This is a genomic window from Chryseobacterium sp. VD8 (genome assembly GCF_037149975.1).
In the GTDB taxonomy this organism is placed as follows: Bacteria; Bacteroidota; Bacteroidia; order Flavobacteriales; family Weeksellaceae; genus Chryseobacterium; species Chryseobacterium indicum.
Map to the genome: position 1 here is coordinate 1 of NZ_JBBCQL010000072.1, position 18,079 is coordinate 18,079.

The 18,079-nt window shown below is 32.5% G+C and carries 16 protein-coding genes; 7 read left to right on the forward strand and 9 right to left on the reverse strand.

The genetic code is table 11. From position 1 onward, the window contains the following. Positions 1-270: alpha/beta hydrolase family protein (locus WFK35_RS10155; protein WP_336732571.1), on the forward strand; the 270-nt coding region annotated here is incomplete at its 5' end. 17 nt (positions 271-287) lie between these two features. Here the strand turns inward: WFK35_RS10155 and WFK35_RS10160 are convergent. From WFK35_RS10160 to WFK35_RS10185, 6 genes are all read right to left on the reverse strand, one after another. Further along, a complete protein-coding gene (locus tag WFK35_RS10160; protein ID WP_048506304.1) occupies positions 288-548 on the reverse strand; it encodes a DUF6520 family protein in 261 nt (86 codons plus the stop codon). A gap of 1 nt (position 549) precedes the next feature. Further along, entirely contained in the window at positions 550-2,142 is a 1,593-nt protein-coding gene (locus WFK35_RS10165) for a DoxX family protein (protein ID WP_048506303.1), read from the reverse strand. A 140-nt stretch (positions 2,143-2,282) separates the two neighbouring features. Then, positions 2,283-3,065: a hypothetical protein gene (locus WFK35_RS10170; RefSeq protein WP_048506302.1), complete on the reverse strand. Its 783-nt coding sequence runs from the start codon at positions 3,063-3,065 to the stop codon at positions 2,283-2,285. Positions 3,066-3,196: 131 nt separating this feature from the next. Continuing rightward, the gene (gene mobC, locus WFK35_RS10175; RefSeq protein WP_073060412.1) at positions 3,197-5,197 is read right to left on the reverse strand and encodes a conjugal transfer protein MobC; all 2,001 of its coding nucleotides are present in this window, start codon (positions 5,195-5,197) and stop codon (positions 3,197-3,199) included. Positions 5,198-5,403: 206 nt separating this feature from the next. Further along, positions 5,404-5,841, reverse strand: a complete 438-nt coding sequence (locus WFK35_RS10180; protein WP_048506300.1) for a DUF1896 family protein — start codon at positions 5,839-5,841, stop codon at positions 5,404-5,406. 202 nt (positions 5,842-6,043) lie between these two features. Further along, complete coding sequence (locus tag WFK35_RS10185) at positions 6,044-6,301, reverse strand: hypothetical protein (RefSeq protein WP_103290200.1); 258 nt, start codon at positions 6,299-6,301, stop codon at positions 6,044-6,046. Between the two features lie 311 nt (positions 6,302-6,612). Here WFK35_RS10185 and WFK35_RS10190 point away from each other — a divergent pair, with 311 nt between their 5' ends. The 6 genes from WFK35_RS10190 to WFK35_RS10215 all read left to right on the forward strand — a co-directional run bounded on the left by WFK35_RS10190 (position 6,613) and on the right by WFK35_RS10215 (position 16,817). Then, entirely contained in the window at positions 6,613-8,301 is a 1,689-nt protein-coding gene (locus tag WFK35_RS10190) for a helix-turn-helix domain-containing protein (RefSeq protein ID WP_312440748.1), read from the forward strand. A 106-nt stretch (positions 8,302-8,407) separates the two neighbouring features. Then, a complete protein-coding gene (locus tag WFK35_RS10195; protein WP_048506297.1) occupies positions 8,408-8,992 on the forward strand; it encodes an RNA polymerase sigma factor in 585 nt (194 codons plus the stop codon). 64 nt (positions 8,993-9,056) lie between these two features. Continuing rightward, positions 9,057-10,202 carry a FecR family protein gene (locus WFK35_RS10200; protein WP_048506296.1) on the forward strand — a complete coding sequence of 382 codons (1,146 nt, stop codon included), beginning with the start codon at positions 9,057-9,059 and terminating at the stop codon, positions 10,200-10,202. 122 nt (positions 10,203-10,324) lie between these two features. Continuing rightward, positions 10,325-13,924 carry a SusC/RagA family TonB-linked outer membrane protein gene (locus WFK35_RS10205; RefSeq protein WP_053082687.1) on the forward strand — a complete coding sequence of 1,200 codons (3,600 nt, stop codon included), beginning with the start codon at positions 10,325-10,327 and terminating at the stop codon, positions 13,922-13,924. 8 nt (positions 13,925-13,932) lie between these two features. Beyond that, entirely contained in the window at positions 13,933-15,315 is a 1,383-nt protein-coding gene (locus WFK35_RS10210; protein ID WP_048506295.1) for a RagB/SusD family nutrient uptake outer membrane protein, read from the forward strand. Further along, a complete protein-coding gene (locus WFK35_RS10215) occupies positions 15,315-16,817 on the forward strand; it encodes a TlpA family protein disulfide reductase (RefSeq protein ID WP_048506294.1) in 1,503 nt (500 codons plus the stop codon). Before WFK35_RS10210 ends, WFK35_RS10215 begins: the two co-directional genes overlap by 1 nt. Positions 16,818-16,876: 59 nt before the next feature. Here the strand turns inward: WFK35_RS10215 and WFK35_RS10220 are convergent, their stop codons facing one another. From WFK35_RS10220 to WFK35_RS23280, 3 genes are all read right to left on the reverse strand, one after another. Continuing rightward, positions 16,877-17,134, reverse strand: coding sequence for a DUF6520 family protein (locus WFK35_RS10220; protein ID WP_048506293.1), 258 nt, complete (start codon positions 17,132-17,134; stop codon positions 16,877-16,879). Positions 17,135-17,540: 406 nt separating this feature from the next. Then, on the reverse strand, positions 17,541-17,810 hold the full coding sequence (locus WFK35_RS10225; protein ID WP_048506292.1) for a DUF6520 family protein: 270 nt from the start codon (positions 17,808-17,810) through the stop codon (positions 17,541-17,543). A gap of 98 nt (positions 17,811-17,908) precedes the next feature. Then, the gene (locus WFK35_RS23280) at positions 17,909-18,058 is read right to left on the reverse strand and encodes a hypothetical protein (protein ID WP_442892031.1); all 150 of its coding nucleotides are present in this window, start codon (positions 18,056-18,058) and stop codon (positions 17,909-17,911) included. Positions 18,059-18,079: the final 21 nt, after the last annotated feature.

The window sequence follows — 18,079 nt, forward strand, 5'->3', positions numbered from 1 at the left end:
AATGTCAAATCACCAATTTTATTATGGGGAGGAAAGAAGGATGAAAACGTGCCATTGGACCAGGTTATGGAATTTTATATTGGTCTTAGACGTTATCAAAAACAGGTGATAGCCCTTTTATATAAAAATGGTAATCACGATTTTCTCCATCATCCTCTCGAGGAGAAAGACAGGGACGAAAAGATCTTAGAATGGTTCGATTATTTTCTGAAAGATATAAAAGATGTTCCATGGATCAATAAGCAAATAAAAAAGAAGGCGCCTTTTTAAGCGCCTTCTCTTCGAACTTATGGAGTAGTTCTGAATAGTTCTTGTGAACATTGTGTTTCACTATCCATAAACTCATGTAAACGCGAAGTACCGTCTCCATCCCAAGTACAAACAAATCCGCTTGTGGCATTACAATCTTGTTGTACCTGAACACATTTGTTATTCTCATCAATACGATAAGTCGGAATTACTTTAGAGGCTTTACTTGCCAAATTGGTAGCGAAAGCTGCGCCTGCACCCATTGCTACAATAAGTGCTGGCAATAATATTTTTTTCATATTAAGTGTTTATTGGTTTATGCCTAATCTTTTCAAGGTTTTCGGCAATCCCTTTTTTGGGTTCCTTATCAACAGGCTGCTCCCTGAGCGGCCTGTTTCGTTTTGAATTCACGTCAAAAGCACCATCCCGGATTTTATAACGAACAAGTTCATTTCCAATAAGGACGAAAAGGTTGTTGTCCTGAACGATCATTGCAGACATTGGTATATTATTTTTATGTCGAATGTAAAAACTACCAATATATTGCTGTTGATCAGTGCTGTATACATCAATTATGGAAGATGTTTTCCAGGATTTTGAGGGCTCATGTTTGCCTTTCAGGTTGGATTGATTAAATAATAAATTACCCGAAACCAGTGAACCTTTATTTACGCTAAAAGGCGGAGCACTCATTTTATTATTGCCATTGGATAAACGTACTACAGAAATTTTTGCACGGCTTGTTGTATCAATGGTATTTAGACGATTCAATATCTTGAAATTGTTATCCATCACAATGTACTGGTTGCGATAGACATAGGTGTAGACCAGTTTTCCGCTCTGACTATCAGAACTCAAAATTCCATCCACATCAAAAATTCCGTCAATCTGTTTTTCTAAAATATCCGGTTGCAATTCCAGTTTTTTATTTTTATCTAAATCCAGTGAGGCTAGAATATACCGTTTATCAGACCTCCGCTGAGTTCTAATGGCAAATCGCATTGAATCAAGTATGGCAAGCTGATTAAAATATGCATCACCAAAGCTTATTGTTTTTGCTAATGAGTCCTCCAACTTCCCTTGATAAATTACTGGTACAGAACCATCGTACATATAATAATATGGTTTACGGATTGTTAACTTTAAGTTTCGGAATACATGATTTTTATTGTCCAATTTTACCTTTATATCTGACATCCCTCTTAGTGCGGTGTCAATTTTTGTTATGAAAAGCGGTGCAGTTGTATTTCCCAAATAGATATTTCCATCCTCCAACCCAGCAAAGTAGTAAGAATTTACTCCCAGGTCATAAATCTGTTCTTTAACAAGTGGATGCGGTACAAATCGCCTTGTAAAATTATTCTCCTGCTTAATAATGTGTTCGGAACTTAAAAATAAGCATACAACAATTCCACAACTGACAATACTTATGGCAATAGATTTGGATATGGGTAAGATCAGTCGATTTTGTGGATTCTGTTTTCTTTCCCTGTAAAGAATTGCTGTAAAAATTAGTATCACGACCACGATATTAAAAATCAGGTGTTCAGTCCACCCTAATTTTTCTAATATTCCGCCGCATGAACACGGAACAAAATCACTATAATTTATTATCAGATAAATATAGATAGTAAAAGCTGTCATTAAACCCAAAGAGCCATATAACGCAAATAATTGATAATCTGGAACACAGACATAAACTGCCAACGCAAATTCAACTATAATTACGGCATAGGAAATAAATCCGGCATAGGCACTCAACAGTGGGGATTGCGCGAGTTGAACCTGGAAATTTTCAAAATCCAAAAGTTTACTCATAGCTGCATATACAAAAAGCAGCGCTATGAAATAAGCTACAATACTTGCATAGTCTTTTGCAAAATATTTTTTCATCACAATCGGTTTAATGATTATCTATAACCAAATTTCAAAAACCTTTCTTGAAAAAAAATATCTTGAATGAGCTAATGTATTTCAAATAAATGCTTTTTTATTATAAAAAATTCCTACTAATAGGAATTTAATTATCGATACTATAATATTTGTTTGAATCTGGGTAAGTCATCCAGCACGATTTTATAATGTTGATTATATATTCTGTAGAGGTTTAAATAATCTCCAAATTGATTATTATAAGCAATTTCCTTTTTGTTCATATCCGAAAAAAGAATATCACGGTTTGCCCCGATCATCTTTAGTTTGATATAAAATTGATAAAAAGTATCCTCTAGATAAATCTTACAGTCTTTCTGGAACTTCTTATAATTACGATTAAATGATGTTACAAAGTCTTTTAACGAACTTCTTACCTTTGCATCATACAGATCAAGAAGCCTTCCAATATAATCAAGATCCTGCGCAATTATATCAATTAAAATTCTCGGTATTTCAAATTCATGAAGCAGAAATCTAATCGTTTTTCCATAGGAGTCAGTCGCTGCAATTCCTGTCAATAGGGCTAAATTATGGGTTTTAGGATATTGGGTGTGAATGGGAATAATGCGGTTTTTGACATCATCTTCGATTTCTTCAATAACAAAGGATAAACCAGATAAAATTTCATCTTCTTGTGCTTTATCGAAATCCTTTATTCTTCGTTCAATAAGGCAAGATTTTTTTACTAAATCCAAATCTTTGGGCAGAAATCCGGTTTTTTGAAAAAATTCAATGTAGTAATCCATGAGTTTATTCAACTGCAGTTGAATCACATCAATTTTGTTAGCGTGAAATGCAGGAGAGACCCAATGAAGTTTTGAAAACTCTTCAATCGCGTCCTTTAACGTACTTTCTACCAATGCTAATAAATAAGTGTTCATAATTATTGGCCAGTTAGTATAACAAATTTCTTATAGAAAAGAAAATCCAATATTTTACTAAGTAATGAAATAATTTTGATTTTCTAAGAAAAAAATAAAATTAATCTTTGTTATATTAACCCTTCAATATCCTAAGATTCCTTTTTTATCAAATGAGATAAAGATGGATCATTACTTATACGATCTAATTCCCGTTCAATAATTCCGTTAATGTCGGCTTTGATCTGTTTGTAATTCCCATCAATTACTTCTTGCATATTGTCATTACCATTTTCATCAATAAACTTGGTGATTTCGGGTATTTTTTGATATGATTTTGTCTCTGCTGCAACCTTTTTATTGTCCACGACAATCTGGGCATGAAATATTTTCTGATCAATGCGTTCATCGAAGTTGTCTGCAACTGATCCCACGAACATTCCTTGGGTTAAGGTGCTGATCTTCGACGCAGGAATTAAACTGTCAAGTTGTGTGGAAATGGATGTCGATTTGTCATTACGGTTTATTGTCATGCTTTGCCTTTTCTGCAAGACCTTTCCAAAACGATCAGAAAGAGTCTTTGCAGTCTCTCCAACAACCAGACCACTTACTATATTACCTACCAAGTTTTGTATCACTTTACTTTCTTTATCACCATAATCTCTGGTTAGCTGCGAGAAGTCCTGAATACCAAAGAGAGACGAAATTTTTAGGGATCTGGCGTAGGAAATGTAATCCAGTCCACGTATATATATTGTAGGTAACTCATCAATGATAATGGAACATTTAAGTTGATCCTTTTTAGAAATTAGTTTAATAATACGAGAATTATACAATCCTAAAGCAGCCGAATAAATATTTTGACGATCCGGGTTGTTGCCAACACATAGTATTTTTGGTTCCTTTGGATTATTGAGATCTAGAGTGAAGTCGTCGCCTGACATAACCCAGTATAATTGCGGGCTGATCATTCTTGATAAAGGAATTTTTGCGGAAGCAATTTGTCCCTGCAATTGGTCCTGGGCGCCGCCCTCCCAAGCATCCATAAAGGGAGAGATATAGTTTTCCAGTTCTGGATATGAAGTCAATATGGTAAATATATCCTCATACTTTTTGTTTAAAAGCTCTATAGCATGTGGGAAAGTACAATATCTGCCATTATCATAAATTTTCAGATACCAAATAATTGCAGCTAATAATATTATTGGTGAATCGACAAAAAATTCGCCCTGCTTAGTTATCCAGGACCTATTGAGGTTCAGCATAATTGTGTACGCAGACTCATATGCATCAGAGATGTCCGTCATAAATTTGGGATTGATTGGGTTACTTCTGTGACTTTCGCGGGGATTATCAAAATTGATTACATAGAACTTTGGTTTTACCTTGTAGCAGTGAGTATTCCTTAACAGGTGATTATATGCTATAGTTGAGAGATCTGGGAATTTAAAGTCATAGATATACATCGCAAAACCCTTCTCAATATGCTGTTTGATAAAATTATTGACGACGGCATATGATTTTCCCGATCCGGGGGTTCCCAGTACGATTGTCGCACGAAAAGGGTTAACAATGTTGATCCATCCATCATTCCATTTTCCTTTATAATAGAATTTAGTTGGTAAGTTTACCGAATATTCGTTCTCCATCAATTTGGTTTCCTGCATGAAGCTTTCATTTTCGCTATTAAAGACATCATCCATCAGATTGTTCTTTAAAAGCCGGCTTAGCCAAATACCACCTACCATCAATGAAATATATCCAATACTTGTCGTAAGAATGTATAAAAAGAAGCCTATGTCGGGAGAAAGTAATAGTAATGATGTGTTTAGAAAATAAAATACAAATCCTACTAATAAAATGGTATTAATTTTTGTCCAGGTAATTTTTTCATTTTTCACTCCTTTCGTTCCCAAGCAGCTTAATGCAAGAAGCAGGAATGCAAAAGCCTTCGTATAAAGAGTATGTGAAAATAAACCTGCCGTCCTTTGGAAGTTGCTTAAAATTCGGTTGACCACCTCTATGTTCCAGCCCTTGTCTGCAAATGCACTATAACAAAACCAATAAAAATGCATAAGTATCAGAACGATACTTACGGCCCTCATAAAAGCAATAATTTTTGCTAATCCTCTTAAATCATCATCTCCTTGCATATCTGAAAAATTAAATTTGCAAGTGAAATTATTGGGAATCTGTATCCGTTGATTAAATTGGCTTTTCAGGGAATTTTAAGGATTAATTTGGCATTATTAGTTATGTTTTTGACCGAAAACATATAATAAAAAAACTGCTATCAAACAGGTCTGTAGCAATTCTTTGGATTTTCAATAAGGTGATGTAGGATGCTTTTTATTAGAGATTATAAATTCAAGTTCTTTTTAATCCATTCACTAATAATAGCTTTGATATCGTTATAAAGATAATCATAGTCAGTACTATACGCAAAGTCATCCGTTAGATCATATTTTTTAAATATATCATCGCAGACATTCAGCATTTTTAGAGAAAATGGTCTTATCTCTTCATCAACAAAAAAGGTGTCGAATTCGTAGGTGACAACTTGAAAAATTGTATTGAACTTGGAAAAATATAGAGCTTCAAAAAGAATAGAATTTGCGATTCTCTCAGCTTCTTCTTCAGTATTTTTACCTTGAATAGCACCTTCATAAGCTTTAAAAGCCCAATTTGAACGTTGAGAAATAAATTTAGAATCGTAAGCCTTTTCAGGATAATTGGTGTATAGTAATTCTTGAAGGTTTGATCTAAAATACGAGAGGTTTTTAAGTAAAATATCCATATAATATAATTTTTAATGGATAAACTTAAAGAAGTAATATGATACCCTTCAAAATGTGGCAGTGATTGGTATTTTAAGGATAAATTTGTCTCAAAGGAAGCAATTTTTAATTTCTATTACCATTGGAAAAGATGCCTCTGACTTACCTCATGATCTGTTCGTTATATATGCATTGCGCACTGCATATATACAAACAGTTTGATTAGTTTTTGATTTTCCACTGTCCACCATTTTTAGGAGGTGGATCTTTATAGTCAATTTCTGCCGCATCAAATTCACCTGAATTCGATACTTGATTTAGACTATCCGCATTTCTGTTGGATAGTTTACTTATTGATTTTTCAAACTTAAAGTCCTGCTCTAAAGCCTGATCATCGTCCTGCTGTCTACAGGAGTGCATAAAAACAATTCCCGCTAAAATTGTAATTATTGATGAAATAATTGAGATAATCTTTTTCATAGTCATAATATTTAGAAGATTTATCCCCGGGGTTTTAATAGAATTCTGACTTCGAAATTATTGGACTTTTCTCGCTCTGAAAACCTTTGTATGGTGCGCTTCTAAAATAATTATGTTGTATTTCTAGAAAAATAACATTCGTAATTATTTATGTTTCTGGATGTTGACCTAGATATTGCTTCCATTTAATGTTTATTCAATAAAAGGTCATATTTGGGTGATTTTTTTTAATTTTATATGAAAGTCACCTAACCATGAAAGCCTTCCTTAAACTTTATATAATATGTTTTTCGTTTTTTTTCACGATGTCTTTGAAAGGACAGAATGATGAAGAGTTTAGTGAATACTATCTTCTGCGAAAAAATTATGAGGGACTTTCAGAAAATGATGAACATGCGCTTCAGTTTATAAAGCAGTATATAGCCAAAGCGAAAAGAGAAAAGAATTACGAACAATTAATTCAGGGGTATTTGGATGGTATTTTGTACTCATCACACCCAGAACAGAAATTAAAATTTGCGGATAGTACAATTTATGCCTCAAAACTCACTAAAAATAATGAAAAAATAAGCGCTGCATATTTGGAAAAGGGAGTTGTGTATTATTTCCAGTATAAGAAGTATAATCTCGCATTAGATGAATACATAAAGGCATATCAATACGCCAAAAATAGTACAGATTATTTTTATAACAATAGGCTAATCTATCTTATGGGTGTTGTCAACAGTTATATGGGAAATTATAATGAATCCCTGGAACAGTTTAGAACCACGAGTGAATTTTTTAAAAGTGAATCTAAAAAACCTCAACATCCAAACCTCATTTACAACAATTTAAGAGGTTATTTTAATTCTATCCATCAAATGGCAGTATGTTATAGAAATCTTGGACAGTTTAAGCGTTCGGATTCATTAATTGCTGTTGGTCTATTGCAGACATCAACGAGCAAAGAATATATGCAGGAATACAGTTATTTTTTGAAAGAAAAAGGAATTCAGCAATTCAGGAATAGAAAATATGAACAGGCAATCTCATCCCTAAATTCCTGCATGAAATCCATTTCAGCTGTCAATGATTTTGCTTGGTTAACGGTTTGTTATTCTTACATTGGTAAATCATATCTTGCCCTTGGAAAAGAAGATCAAGCTGCAACATATTTTAAGATGGTGGATTCCGTATTTCAAAGACATAACTTCATTTTACCAGAAGTAAGAAATAACTACGAATCTTTGATAAATTACTATAAGACCAAAAAAGATCTTCATAAAGAATATTTTTATACAAAGCAATTATTAAAAGCAGATATAGTCCTTAATAGGGATTTCAGATATCTTTCTTCTAAAATTCATAAAGAATATGATACCCCGTTATTGCGGGAAACAAAGCTTAGTTTAGAAAAGGAGATTTCCAAAAGTAAGTGGACAACTTTAATAATTATAATTTTGAGCTCTTCCGTGATATTGTTCATGATAATATGGCATCAATCTCAAAAGGATAAACTACTTAAAGCCTATTATCTTCTAGAACAGAAAATTTTAAATAAAGTTGAGGAACCAAAGCCTGAAGATTCTTCTCCCATAAATAATTCGGTTGACCCTTATATTCCCCAACAAATAATAAATGAGATATTAAAAAAACTGAAAAAATTTGAACAGAACAATGGTTTTATAGAAAAGGGCTTAACATCTAAAGACCTTGCAAAAAAGTTTGATACAAATTACAAATATCTCACAAGTATTATCAGAGAATCTAGGGGAATGAATTTCACCGATTACTTGGCTCACCTAAGAATAAATTATATTACAAACAAACTATATAATGATAGGAAATATCTGTCATATACCATTATAACTTTAGCCGAGGAATGTGGTATAGGGTCGCGTCAGAATTTTAATGAAAAGTTTCTAAAAATTAATGGTATTAAAGCCACAACCTTTATAAAAAAAAGACGGAAAGACTTAAATTTCGATGATGATCCAATAGTAGAAATTCCCCTATGATGCTTTTTAAAAGTATATTTTCAAAACGCTTTCAGTCCTTTATAAAAATTATGATTTTTAAAATTTAGAAATAATAGCTAATTTTATAAATTATAGCCACCTAAAGATGAAGAATGTTGAAAATATGGCCTATGAAATATTACTGCAGGGACTGCGGAATGGAGATCAATATGCCTTTCACCAAATCTTCCAAACATTTCACAAAGCAATAGTTTATTTTGCTTCTAAGCTTTTACCTGAATACAATTATTCTGAAGCTGAGGAAATTGTACAAGATGTTTTTGTCAAGCTTTATGAAAAGAGATCAACTTTTAATTCTTTTGAAAATATTAAAGCATTTCTATACATAGTAACAAAAAATGCGTGTCTGGACAAGATTGCTAAAGAAAAAGTTAGATCTAATCGCTTTGGTAGATACATTCAGGATTTTGAAGAATCAGAAGAAAGTATTCTTCAAAATATTATTGATGCTGAACTTATTAGCCAATTGGGAGCTGAAATTGATGCACTTCCTGAAAAGTGCAGGATTATAATGAGGCAGTTTTTAGATGAAGATAAAAATGCAAAGGAAATCGCAGATGATCTCGGCATAAGCGTAAGTACTGTCAATAATCAAAAATCCAGAGCCGTCTCTATCATAAAAAAACGGCTTGGAAATGCCGGAATCGCCCTTTTATTATTTTATTTATAAATTTTTCAATTTTCTTTAGAGAAACCTATACTATTTCCCGTTTCTATATTATAAACGCGGAATCATGGAAAGGAAAGATGTTTACATCAGTTTTGAAATAAGCAATATATTAAAAAAAATCGTTCAGGAAGAACCTTTGACTTTTAGTGATCATTCAACTTTAGAAACTTGGTTATTAAAGGATGAAGGGAATAAAATATATTTCAATAATTTAAAAAATGAAAATCTTGTCGCTGATTCCATAAAGAAACTTTATAATACTGATTCAAATGTTCAATTCAAACTGATTGAACAAAAAATCAGAAAGAAAAGAAAATTAATGCTGTTCCGAAAAATGAGCATTGCTGCTGGATTCATAGTCGTTTTCGGAACGTCAATTTGGTATTTAAACTATAAGTCGGGTACGCAAGAACCAACATTTAAAACCATAGAAAACGACATCTTACCGGGCTCAAATAAAGCTACTATAACTTTTGGGAATGGTAAAGCTATTAATCTGAAAGAAACGGAAGGCATTTTGGTAACTCCCAGCGGCCTAACCTATAGTGATGGGAGTTCTATAAATGATTCAGAATTCATCGGATCAGCAATACTGAAAACCCCGAGAGGTGGCCAATATAAAATTACCCTTGCAGATGGTTCTAAAGTTTGGCTAAACTCCAATTCGTCTTTAGAATATCCAGTAAAATTTTCAAACAATAATAGAGAAGTCCGATTAAATGGTGAAGCTTATTTTGAAGTTCATCATGACCCAAAACATCCATTTCTCGTCAACACAACTCTCCAAGAAGTTAAAGTTCTTGGAACAACCTTTAATATTCGTGCCTATGAGGACAAACAGTATACGACTCTCGTTCAGGGAAGCGTAGAAATTAAATCTAATGGCTCTACATTTACCAGAAAATTGAAGCCCAATGAACAGGCTATAATTGATCATTATAGCCTTTCCATTAAAAATGTCGATGCTCTTGATTTTATCGGCTGGAAGGAAGGGTTGATAAATTCGGGAAATATTTCTCTCGTGGAACTTTCAAAGGAAGTTGAACGTTGGTATGATGTAGACTTCAAATTTCCCCAAAATTTCAAAAATTCAGAGAGTGCAGATTTAAGCATTAACAAAAATGAAAATCTTTCCACTGTTCTAAAAGTAATAGATAAAACATACGGTGTAAAAACTGAGATTCACGGAAAGGAGGTGATCATCAGATAAGAACGTTTCATATGTGTTTATGCCCGTAGTTCGTAAGAATATACCGTCCCGAGGTCCAGTCGGGACGGCTGCGGGTTTTTAAAAGTTAAATAAAGCAAATTACTAACCCTAACTCAAATGTAATGAATAATACCATTATCGACAATGGTAAACCGATTTCTATTCCCCTATGGAAACGGAAAACCAATGAAAAACAATTAGAAAAAAGACAAGTCATGAAAAACCTAATATTTTTTATATTGATTATTTTTCTCGCTTGCACAAAACTTACTGCACAAAAAATAACATTGATCCAAAAAGATGCACCTTTCAGGACTGTTATTCGCCAGATTAACCAGCAATCGGGCTATTCTTTTTCAATAAATAGCAGGCATATGAAGATTGCTAAGGCTGTCACTATATCTGCAAAGGAAAAAGATCTAAAAGCGGTTCTAGATGAAATCTTCAATGACCAACCGTTCGATTATTCTATTGAAGGAAAAATTATAGTTTCTGTCGATAGGGGGAAGGAAACAGGTTCTAAAAACCCAATAGATAAAGATCAGACTCCCATAAGAGGAAAGGTTTCTAATGAACGGGGTGAACCGTTGTCCGGAGCTTCTCTTCGAGTAAAAGGAAGCAATGTAAACTTTATGACAGATGCAAATGGAATTGTTATGATCCCTGGTTCATTAAAGGACGAGGTACTTCAAGTTTCATTTATCGGTTATACACCAGTAGAAGTTCCTGTAATAAATTCAGGTAATATTATTATGCATCAAAACGATAATATTATTGGAATAGTAGATGTTGTTTCGACCGGATATCAAAACATACCTAAAGAACGAGCAACGGGCTCATTTGTCCAAATAGATAACCAATTATTAAACAGACGTGTTAGCACGAATATTTTAGACAGACTGGACGGTGTTACAAGTGGATTGATTTTTAATAAAATTTCAGGTCCAATAGGGTTAAATCCTCCGAATGAAAAATTAGGAATAAGCATAAGAGGAAGAGTTACAATTGATGATAAAGTTAGCGCTGATCCTCTGGTTGTACTTGACAATTTTCCCTATGAAGGAGATATTAATAATATAAATCCAAATGATATTGAAAGTATCACAGTACTTAAAGATGCTGCTGCAGCTTCGATCTGGGGTTCGAGATCTGGGAATGGTGTCATTGTAATCACTACCAAAAAAGGAAAATTTAATCAACCCTTAAAGATTGATTTTAATTCAAATTTAACCGTAGGGGCAAGGCCAAATTTAAAATATTCAAGAAATTTTCTTAAATCCTCTGAATTTATAGATGTCGAAACGTTTCTTTTTAATAAGGGGTATTATGATCCCAATTTAAACGACAACAATTACTATCCTGTAATATCACCAGTAGTTGAGCTTTTATCGAAACAAAGAAATGATCCTTCAAATGAGAATATTACTGACCAAATAAATAGATTGAGAAATGTGGATGTTCGCGACCAAACATCCGAATATTTTTATCGTCCCAGTATGAATCAACAATATTCATTGGGTTTTAGAGGAGGTTCGGAAAAATCTATTTATTCACTTTCTATAGGATATGACAAAAACCGTAATACCTTGTTTGGTTCTGGAAACAATAGGTTTACTATTAATTCAACAAATACATATCATCCCATTAAAAATTTGGAAATTACAGGTTCTGTATTATATACAAAGAGTGAGAATAAATTTGGATATCAATACACTTCTCCGTATCCATATATAAGTTTTGTTGATGATAATAAAAATCCGCTTGCGGTACCATATGGAAAAAGAGACAGTTATCTTGAAAATAGCCAAAGTTTAGGCTTTTTAGATTGGAAATATAGACCCATTCAAGAAAGAGACCTTTATGATACCAGTACTAAAACTGATAACATCCTTATAAGAGGCATTGTCCGGTATAATTTCACTGATTTCTTAAATGCTGAAATTCAATATCAGCATGAAAATGAATTCGGAAATAATCGTGGTTACAGAAGTCCCGAAAGTTATGAAGCGAGAAATTTCGTTAATATGTACAGCCAGCGATCTAGTGAGGGCTCATTTACATACCCCTTTCCAAAAGGAGGAATTCTCTATTTAACAGACAGAAAATTGTATTCCAATAACTTCAGAACACAGTTGAATTTCAATAAAGAATTTTCACAAAAACATTTAGTATCTGCAATTGCGGGAGCTGAGATAAGAGAAATAGTAAGTGAGAGTACTGATAAAGCGTTGTATGGCTACAATGATGAGTTTGGAACTTCTGTGACTAATTTAAATTATAATATTCCTTATCCAATGAACCCATCGGCACTTGGATCAACGGTTCTTCCGTCTCCTCTTGGGAAAATTATAGGTAATACAAATAGATATATATCTTATTATGCAAACGGCGCTTACACGTATTTAGGTAAATATACTTTTTCACTGAGTGGAAGAAAAGATGGTGCAAACATTTTTGGAGTGAAAACAAATGATAAAATGACACCACTTTGGTCAACTGGTGTTGCTTATGATATCAGCAAAGAATCGTTCTATAAATTTTCGTTAATACCTTATTTAAAACTAAGGGCATCATTTGGATATAATGGAAATGTATATAATGCCTCATCCTATTTGACGGCAACCTATGATGTCAGCCCAATTACTGGACTACCAATTGCCTACATCACGAGTGCCCCAAACGCAGAATTAAGATGGGAGAAAATTAGAAACAAAAATCTAGCTTTAGATTTTTCATCTAAAGGTAATCGCTTGAATGGTTCATTTGAAATTTATGAGAAGTTGGGTACTGATCTTATCGAGGATGCTTTGTTAGCACATTCAACCGGGTTTTCTTCTTACAAAGGAAATGCCGCAACTGTTAAGACAAAAGGTTTTGATATTAATTTAAACTCAGTAAATCTTAATGGTAATTTTAAATGGAATACGACTATACTATTAAGTTATAATAAAGATAAAGTAATATCTTATGACACAAAATATACTTCGCAATATCTAACAAGTTCAGGGCTTAATATTGATGGTCCTGGAAGATATGGTTTATATATCAAGGAAGGAAATAGTCTTTTCGGAGTATATAGTTTTAAAACAGCGGGACTTGATCCAACAAATGGAGATCCTCAGGGATATTTAAATGGTGTTATAAGTAAAGACTACCTCAATATAATTACAAGTTCGAATAATGAAGATATTGTATATCATGGTTCGTCAAGACCAAGAAATTTTGGGGCATTACGTAACACTTTCTCTTTTAAAGGAATCTCTTTATCCGCTAACGTTACATATAAATTTGGATATTACTTTCGCCGAAGGTCAACCTCATTAAACCTGTCAGACGTTGTAAATAGCGGATATGCCAATCAAGAATTTCAAGACCGATGGCAAAACCCAGGAGATGAAACGCGAACTACAGTTCCCTCAGTCTTATACGAATTCAACTATAATCGCAATATTTTTTATCAAAGCTCTGAATCTCTTGTTGAGAAAGGAGACCATATAAGATTACAGGATATTAGCCTTAGTTATGATTTTAATAAGGAATTACTTAGAAATCTTCCAATTTCCTCATTACAAATTTATAGTTATATAAATAATATTGGTATAGTGTGGCGAGCAAATAAGAAAGGAATTGATCCGGATGTTAGTGAATATAACCTTTCCGGTTATAATTCCTACCCAAATCCGACAACAGTATCATTTGGTATTAGGACAACATTAAAATAAATGCAGTTATGAAAAATATTATAATCTATGCAATATGTACATTTATCCTTGTTGGTTGTAAAAAGCAAGATGAATGGTTAGAGAAAAAATCAAATAAATCAGATATTATCCCATCTACCGTTGAAGATTTTCAGGCTTTACTAGATAATACTGATGTGATGAATACCAAATACCCTGCAATTGGATTAATTGGTGCTGACAATTCCTATATTTTAGATCAAACTGCCATCTCTGGTGGTACATTACAAGAAAGAAATGCATATAAGTGGTCAAGCGACATTTATGAGGGAGAGTTATTTGCTCCAGACTGGACTTATCCTTACCAAGTTATCGAATATTCTAATGTAGTACTTGATGGCATTGAAAAAATTAAAAATATTAATGATACTCGAATACCAGAAGTAAAAGGAACAGCATTATTTTTTAGAGCTTTTGCATATTATCAGTTAGCACAATTATATGCGAAACAATACAATGAAAGTACCGCAGATTCAGATCTAGGGCTTCCCCTTAAATTAAATTCCGATGTAAATGATTTGCCAAACCGTTCCACATTAAAAGAAACTTATGATAGAATTATTAATGATCTTATTGAAGCCGAATCTTTACTCCCTCTGCAAGTCAGTTACAAAACTCGGCCTACAAAATTAGCGGCAGAAAGCATGCTTTCAAAAGTATATTTTAATATGCAAAATTATACTAAGGCTAAAGAATTTGCAGATATTGTCCTTTCTAAAAATTCAGAACTTATTGATTTCAATACCTTAAGTACAACTGTGAATTTTCCATTTCCTACTGTTCGAGGTAATAATACTGAAATTATATTTTATGCACAAACTATTTCATATACTTTTAACAGTAGACAGGAATTATGTGTAATGAAAGATTTATTTGATACATATGAAAATGAAGATCTTCGTAAGGCAATTTTTTTCAAAAAAAATACCAATGGCGCAATTAACTTCGGTGGTAGATATACAGGAGCAGGCGCACTATTTTGTGGAATAGCTACAAACGAGATATTTTTGATTAGATCAGAATCATTGGCTAGATCGGGGAATTTTGTTGAAGCAATGAACGACTTAAACAAGCTTTTAAAAGAGAGGTGGAAAAAAGAAAATGGACGAAGTACATATTCAAATAAAACAGCTTCAAATCCTACTGAAGCTTTGTTATTAATAATTAATGAGCGCAGAAAAGAACTACCCTTTACTGCCAATTTAAGATGGGAAGATTTACGCCGTTTAAATATGGATGATAAATTTGCAAAAAAACTAACACGTAATATAGGCGTAAATATCTACACTCTAGAAGCCAATAGTCCAAGGTATGTATTCCCAATCCCTCCTGTAGAAATCAATTTTCATCCATTAACTCAAAATATTCGATAATGAAAATGATAGTCAAATTTATAATATTAGGCATTCTTTTGGTAAATTATGCTAATGCTCGAACTATTCAAACAAATTCGAAAGGCGGCAATAAAGTGGCATATTTAAGAATTATCATAAATGACTTAACTAAAAAAAATAATATCAAATTAGCTTATTGGGATAACGGATGGGGTGCTAATTCAGGTGTTAATAATAAAAATTTAACTTCCAACTCTGGAGAAAGAATAAAAATTGAATTTAAGAACAATGAATCATTTTTGTATGCTGATTTATCTGTAGAAAATGGGCAGACAATATTTAATAATTATATAATTGAACCTGGTGATGATTTAACTTTTAATATTGAAAGGAACATTATTACTGTTACCGGAAAGGGTAAAGAGAAATATGAACTCTTTTTTGATATCCAAAAAGATTTAAAAAAATTGTCCGTTCAAACTTTAGATTCGGTTCGAAAGTTAGAGAAAATATATGGTTATGAATACTTTGCTTTAAGAAAAACTGATATTACAAGCTATGAAAGAAGGTTTGATAATGCTTTTGTCTCATTAGAAAATTCTAAGTTGACGGCTTTAGGTGCATTGGAAAAATACCGAGATAAATTATCTAAATCAATTTATTCATTACTAAAGGCTAATATAACGTTCAAGTATAAAAATGACTACCAACAAGCTTATATCTTTTATACTTCCGAAGCTAATGCTCAAAATAAAGAATTTGCTGATTCTTGTATAAATAAACTAAAGAAGATTTACTCTGAAAATTTATTAAAATTCGACCAAAAATTTGACAGAGATATTCTTCTGTATTCCGACTATTACTACGATTTTATATTAACTGGTTTACGGAAAAAAGACTTCCCTCCACCTCAGGCAGTTGCATTTCTTAGAAAGGATTTTAGCGGACTATTTCAGGATAGGTTGTTAACCTCATATTTACTTGTTAAAAAATTACAATCTGACAAATATTCTGATATTATTATTGAAGTTACAAATTCAGTTAAAACACCTTACTGTATTGACTTATTAACAAAATATCGCGATAGTTCTTTGGCAGGAAGCTTAGCATATAATTTTTCTTTGCAGGATACTCTAGGAAACGTCGTAAAACAAAGTGATTTTTTAGGAAAAGTTTTGTTGATAGATTTTTATTTTACAGGCTGCACAAATTGCCGTATTCTTAACGATCAAATGACTGAAATATATAATATCTATAAAGATAATCCTAAAATAAAATTTATTAATATTAGTATCGACAAGAGTAAATATGAGTGGATTAAATCTGTGCGAAGTTTAGAATATTCGCATCGAGGAAGTTTAAACTTATATACTAACGGAAATGGTTCAGAAGAAAAACTTATTAGTCATTATAATATACGTGGATATCCAACAGTATTAATTATAGATAAGTTGGGAAAGATTGCAAGTTTAAATCCGCCTAGACCATATGATGAAAAAAATAGGATGAATTTAATTCAATTAATAAACTCACTTCTTTAAAATTTTAAGCCTAAGGTTTTACCAATAGATATCATCTTAGGCTTAAACTGTTCTTATTCCTATTCTTCAACCCATCTAGCATTTGTGTGATAAGGTTGGAAATTATTAGGATCGGTATTACTACCGGACGGATTGATTTTAGTGTAATCACAGGTTTGACTAGACTGAGTTACACAATCCCCCGAAGGTCTACTTGATTTTAATTGGTAAGTAGAACCAATTAGCACATATTCTCCAGCAGCTTTATTACTTGCAGTAAATGCGCTTCCAACGGCAAATACTACTGCCGCACCTAATAATAATTTAAAATTTTTCATAATAAAAAGTTTTTGATTTGTTGCTTACTCTGGTTGAAGGTTTTCAGCTTCCCCTTATTTTGGACCCAATAATTTTAATTCACTTATACTGATCTAAATTATTCTAGCGGGTTATAAAGTAAATGATTGGACGAATTTATCTTGTTTGCTGGATGGTAATTAACATAATCATAAAATATCAAAATAGCTCTTTAGTTGGAGTATGACTTTTAATTTTCCACTTCAAGATATAATGGAGATTATAGTGAAATAAATCGATTAATACGTAAATTTACAATCTGTTAGAAGTTTAAAATATCTTTATAATGGGAGTCAAAATCTAAGAACTCTAATAAAGAAAGAGATTAAATTAATAAATTCACTACAAAATTTAAGGTGCCATTAATGATAGCACCTTAAATATTCTTTAGTCCTCACCTTCAACCCATTGGGCATTTCTCGTATTAGGGGTGAAGTTATTTGGATCTGTATTACTGCCAGATGGATTAATTTTGGTATAATCACAAATTTGACTTGGCATTTCTCGGCATTCTCCGGCAGGTCGATTTGTTTTAAGCTCATAAGTATTAGGAGCGATTAAAACATATTCTCCTGCATAAGCTTTGTTGCTAGCAGTAAAAGCGCTTCCAACGGCAAATACTACTGCCGCACCTAATAATAATTTAAAATTTTTCATAATAAAAAGTTTTTGATTTGTTGCTTACTCTAGTTGAAGGTTTTCAGCTTCCCCTTATTTTGGACCCAATAATTTTAATTCATTTATACTGATCTAAATTATTGTAACTGGTTATAAAGTAAATGATCTGACAAGTTTTTCTTGTTTACTCGAATAGCGAGTGAAGTGATCACAACGAAAAAAAGGTTAAAAATTAAATGTTGTGGCCATGTTAGATTTTTTATGACGCCTCCACATGAACACGGCACATACTCAAAAACATGAAATAG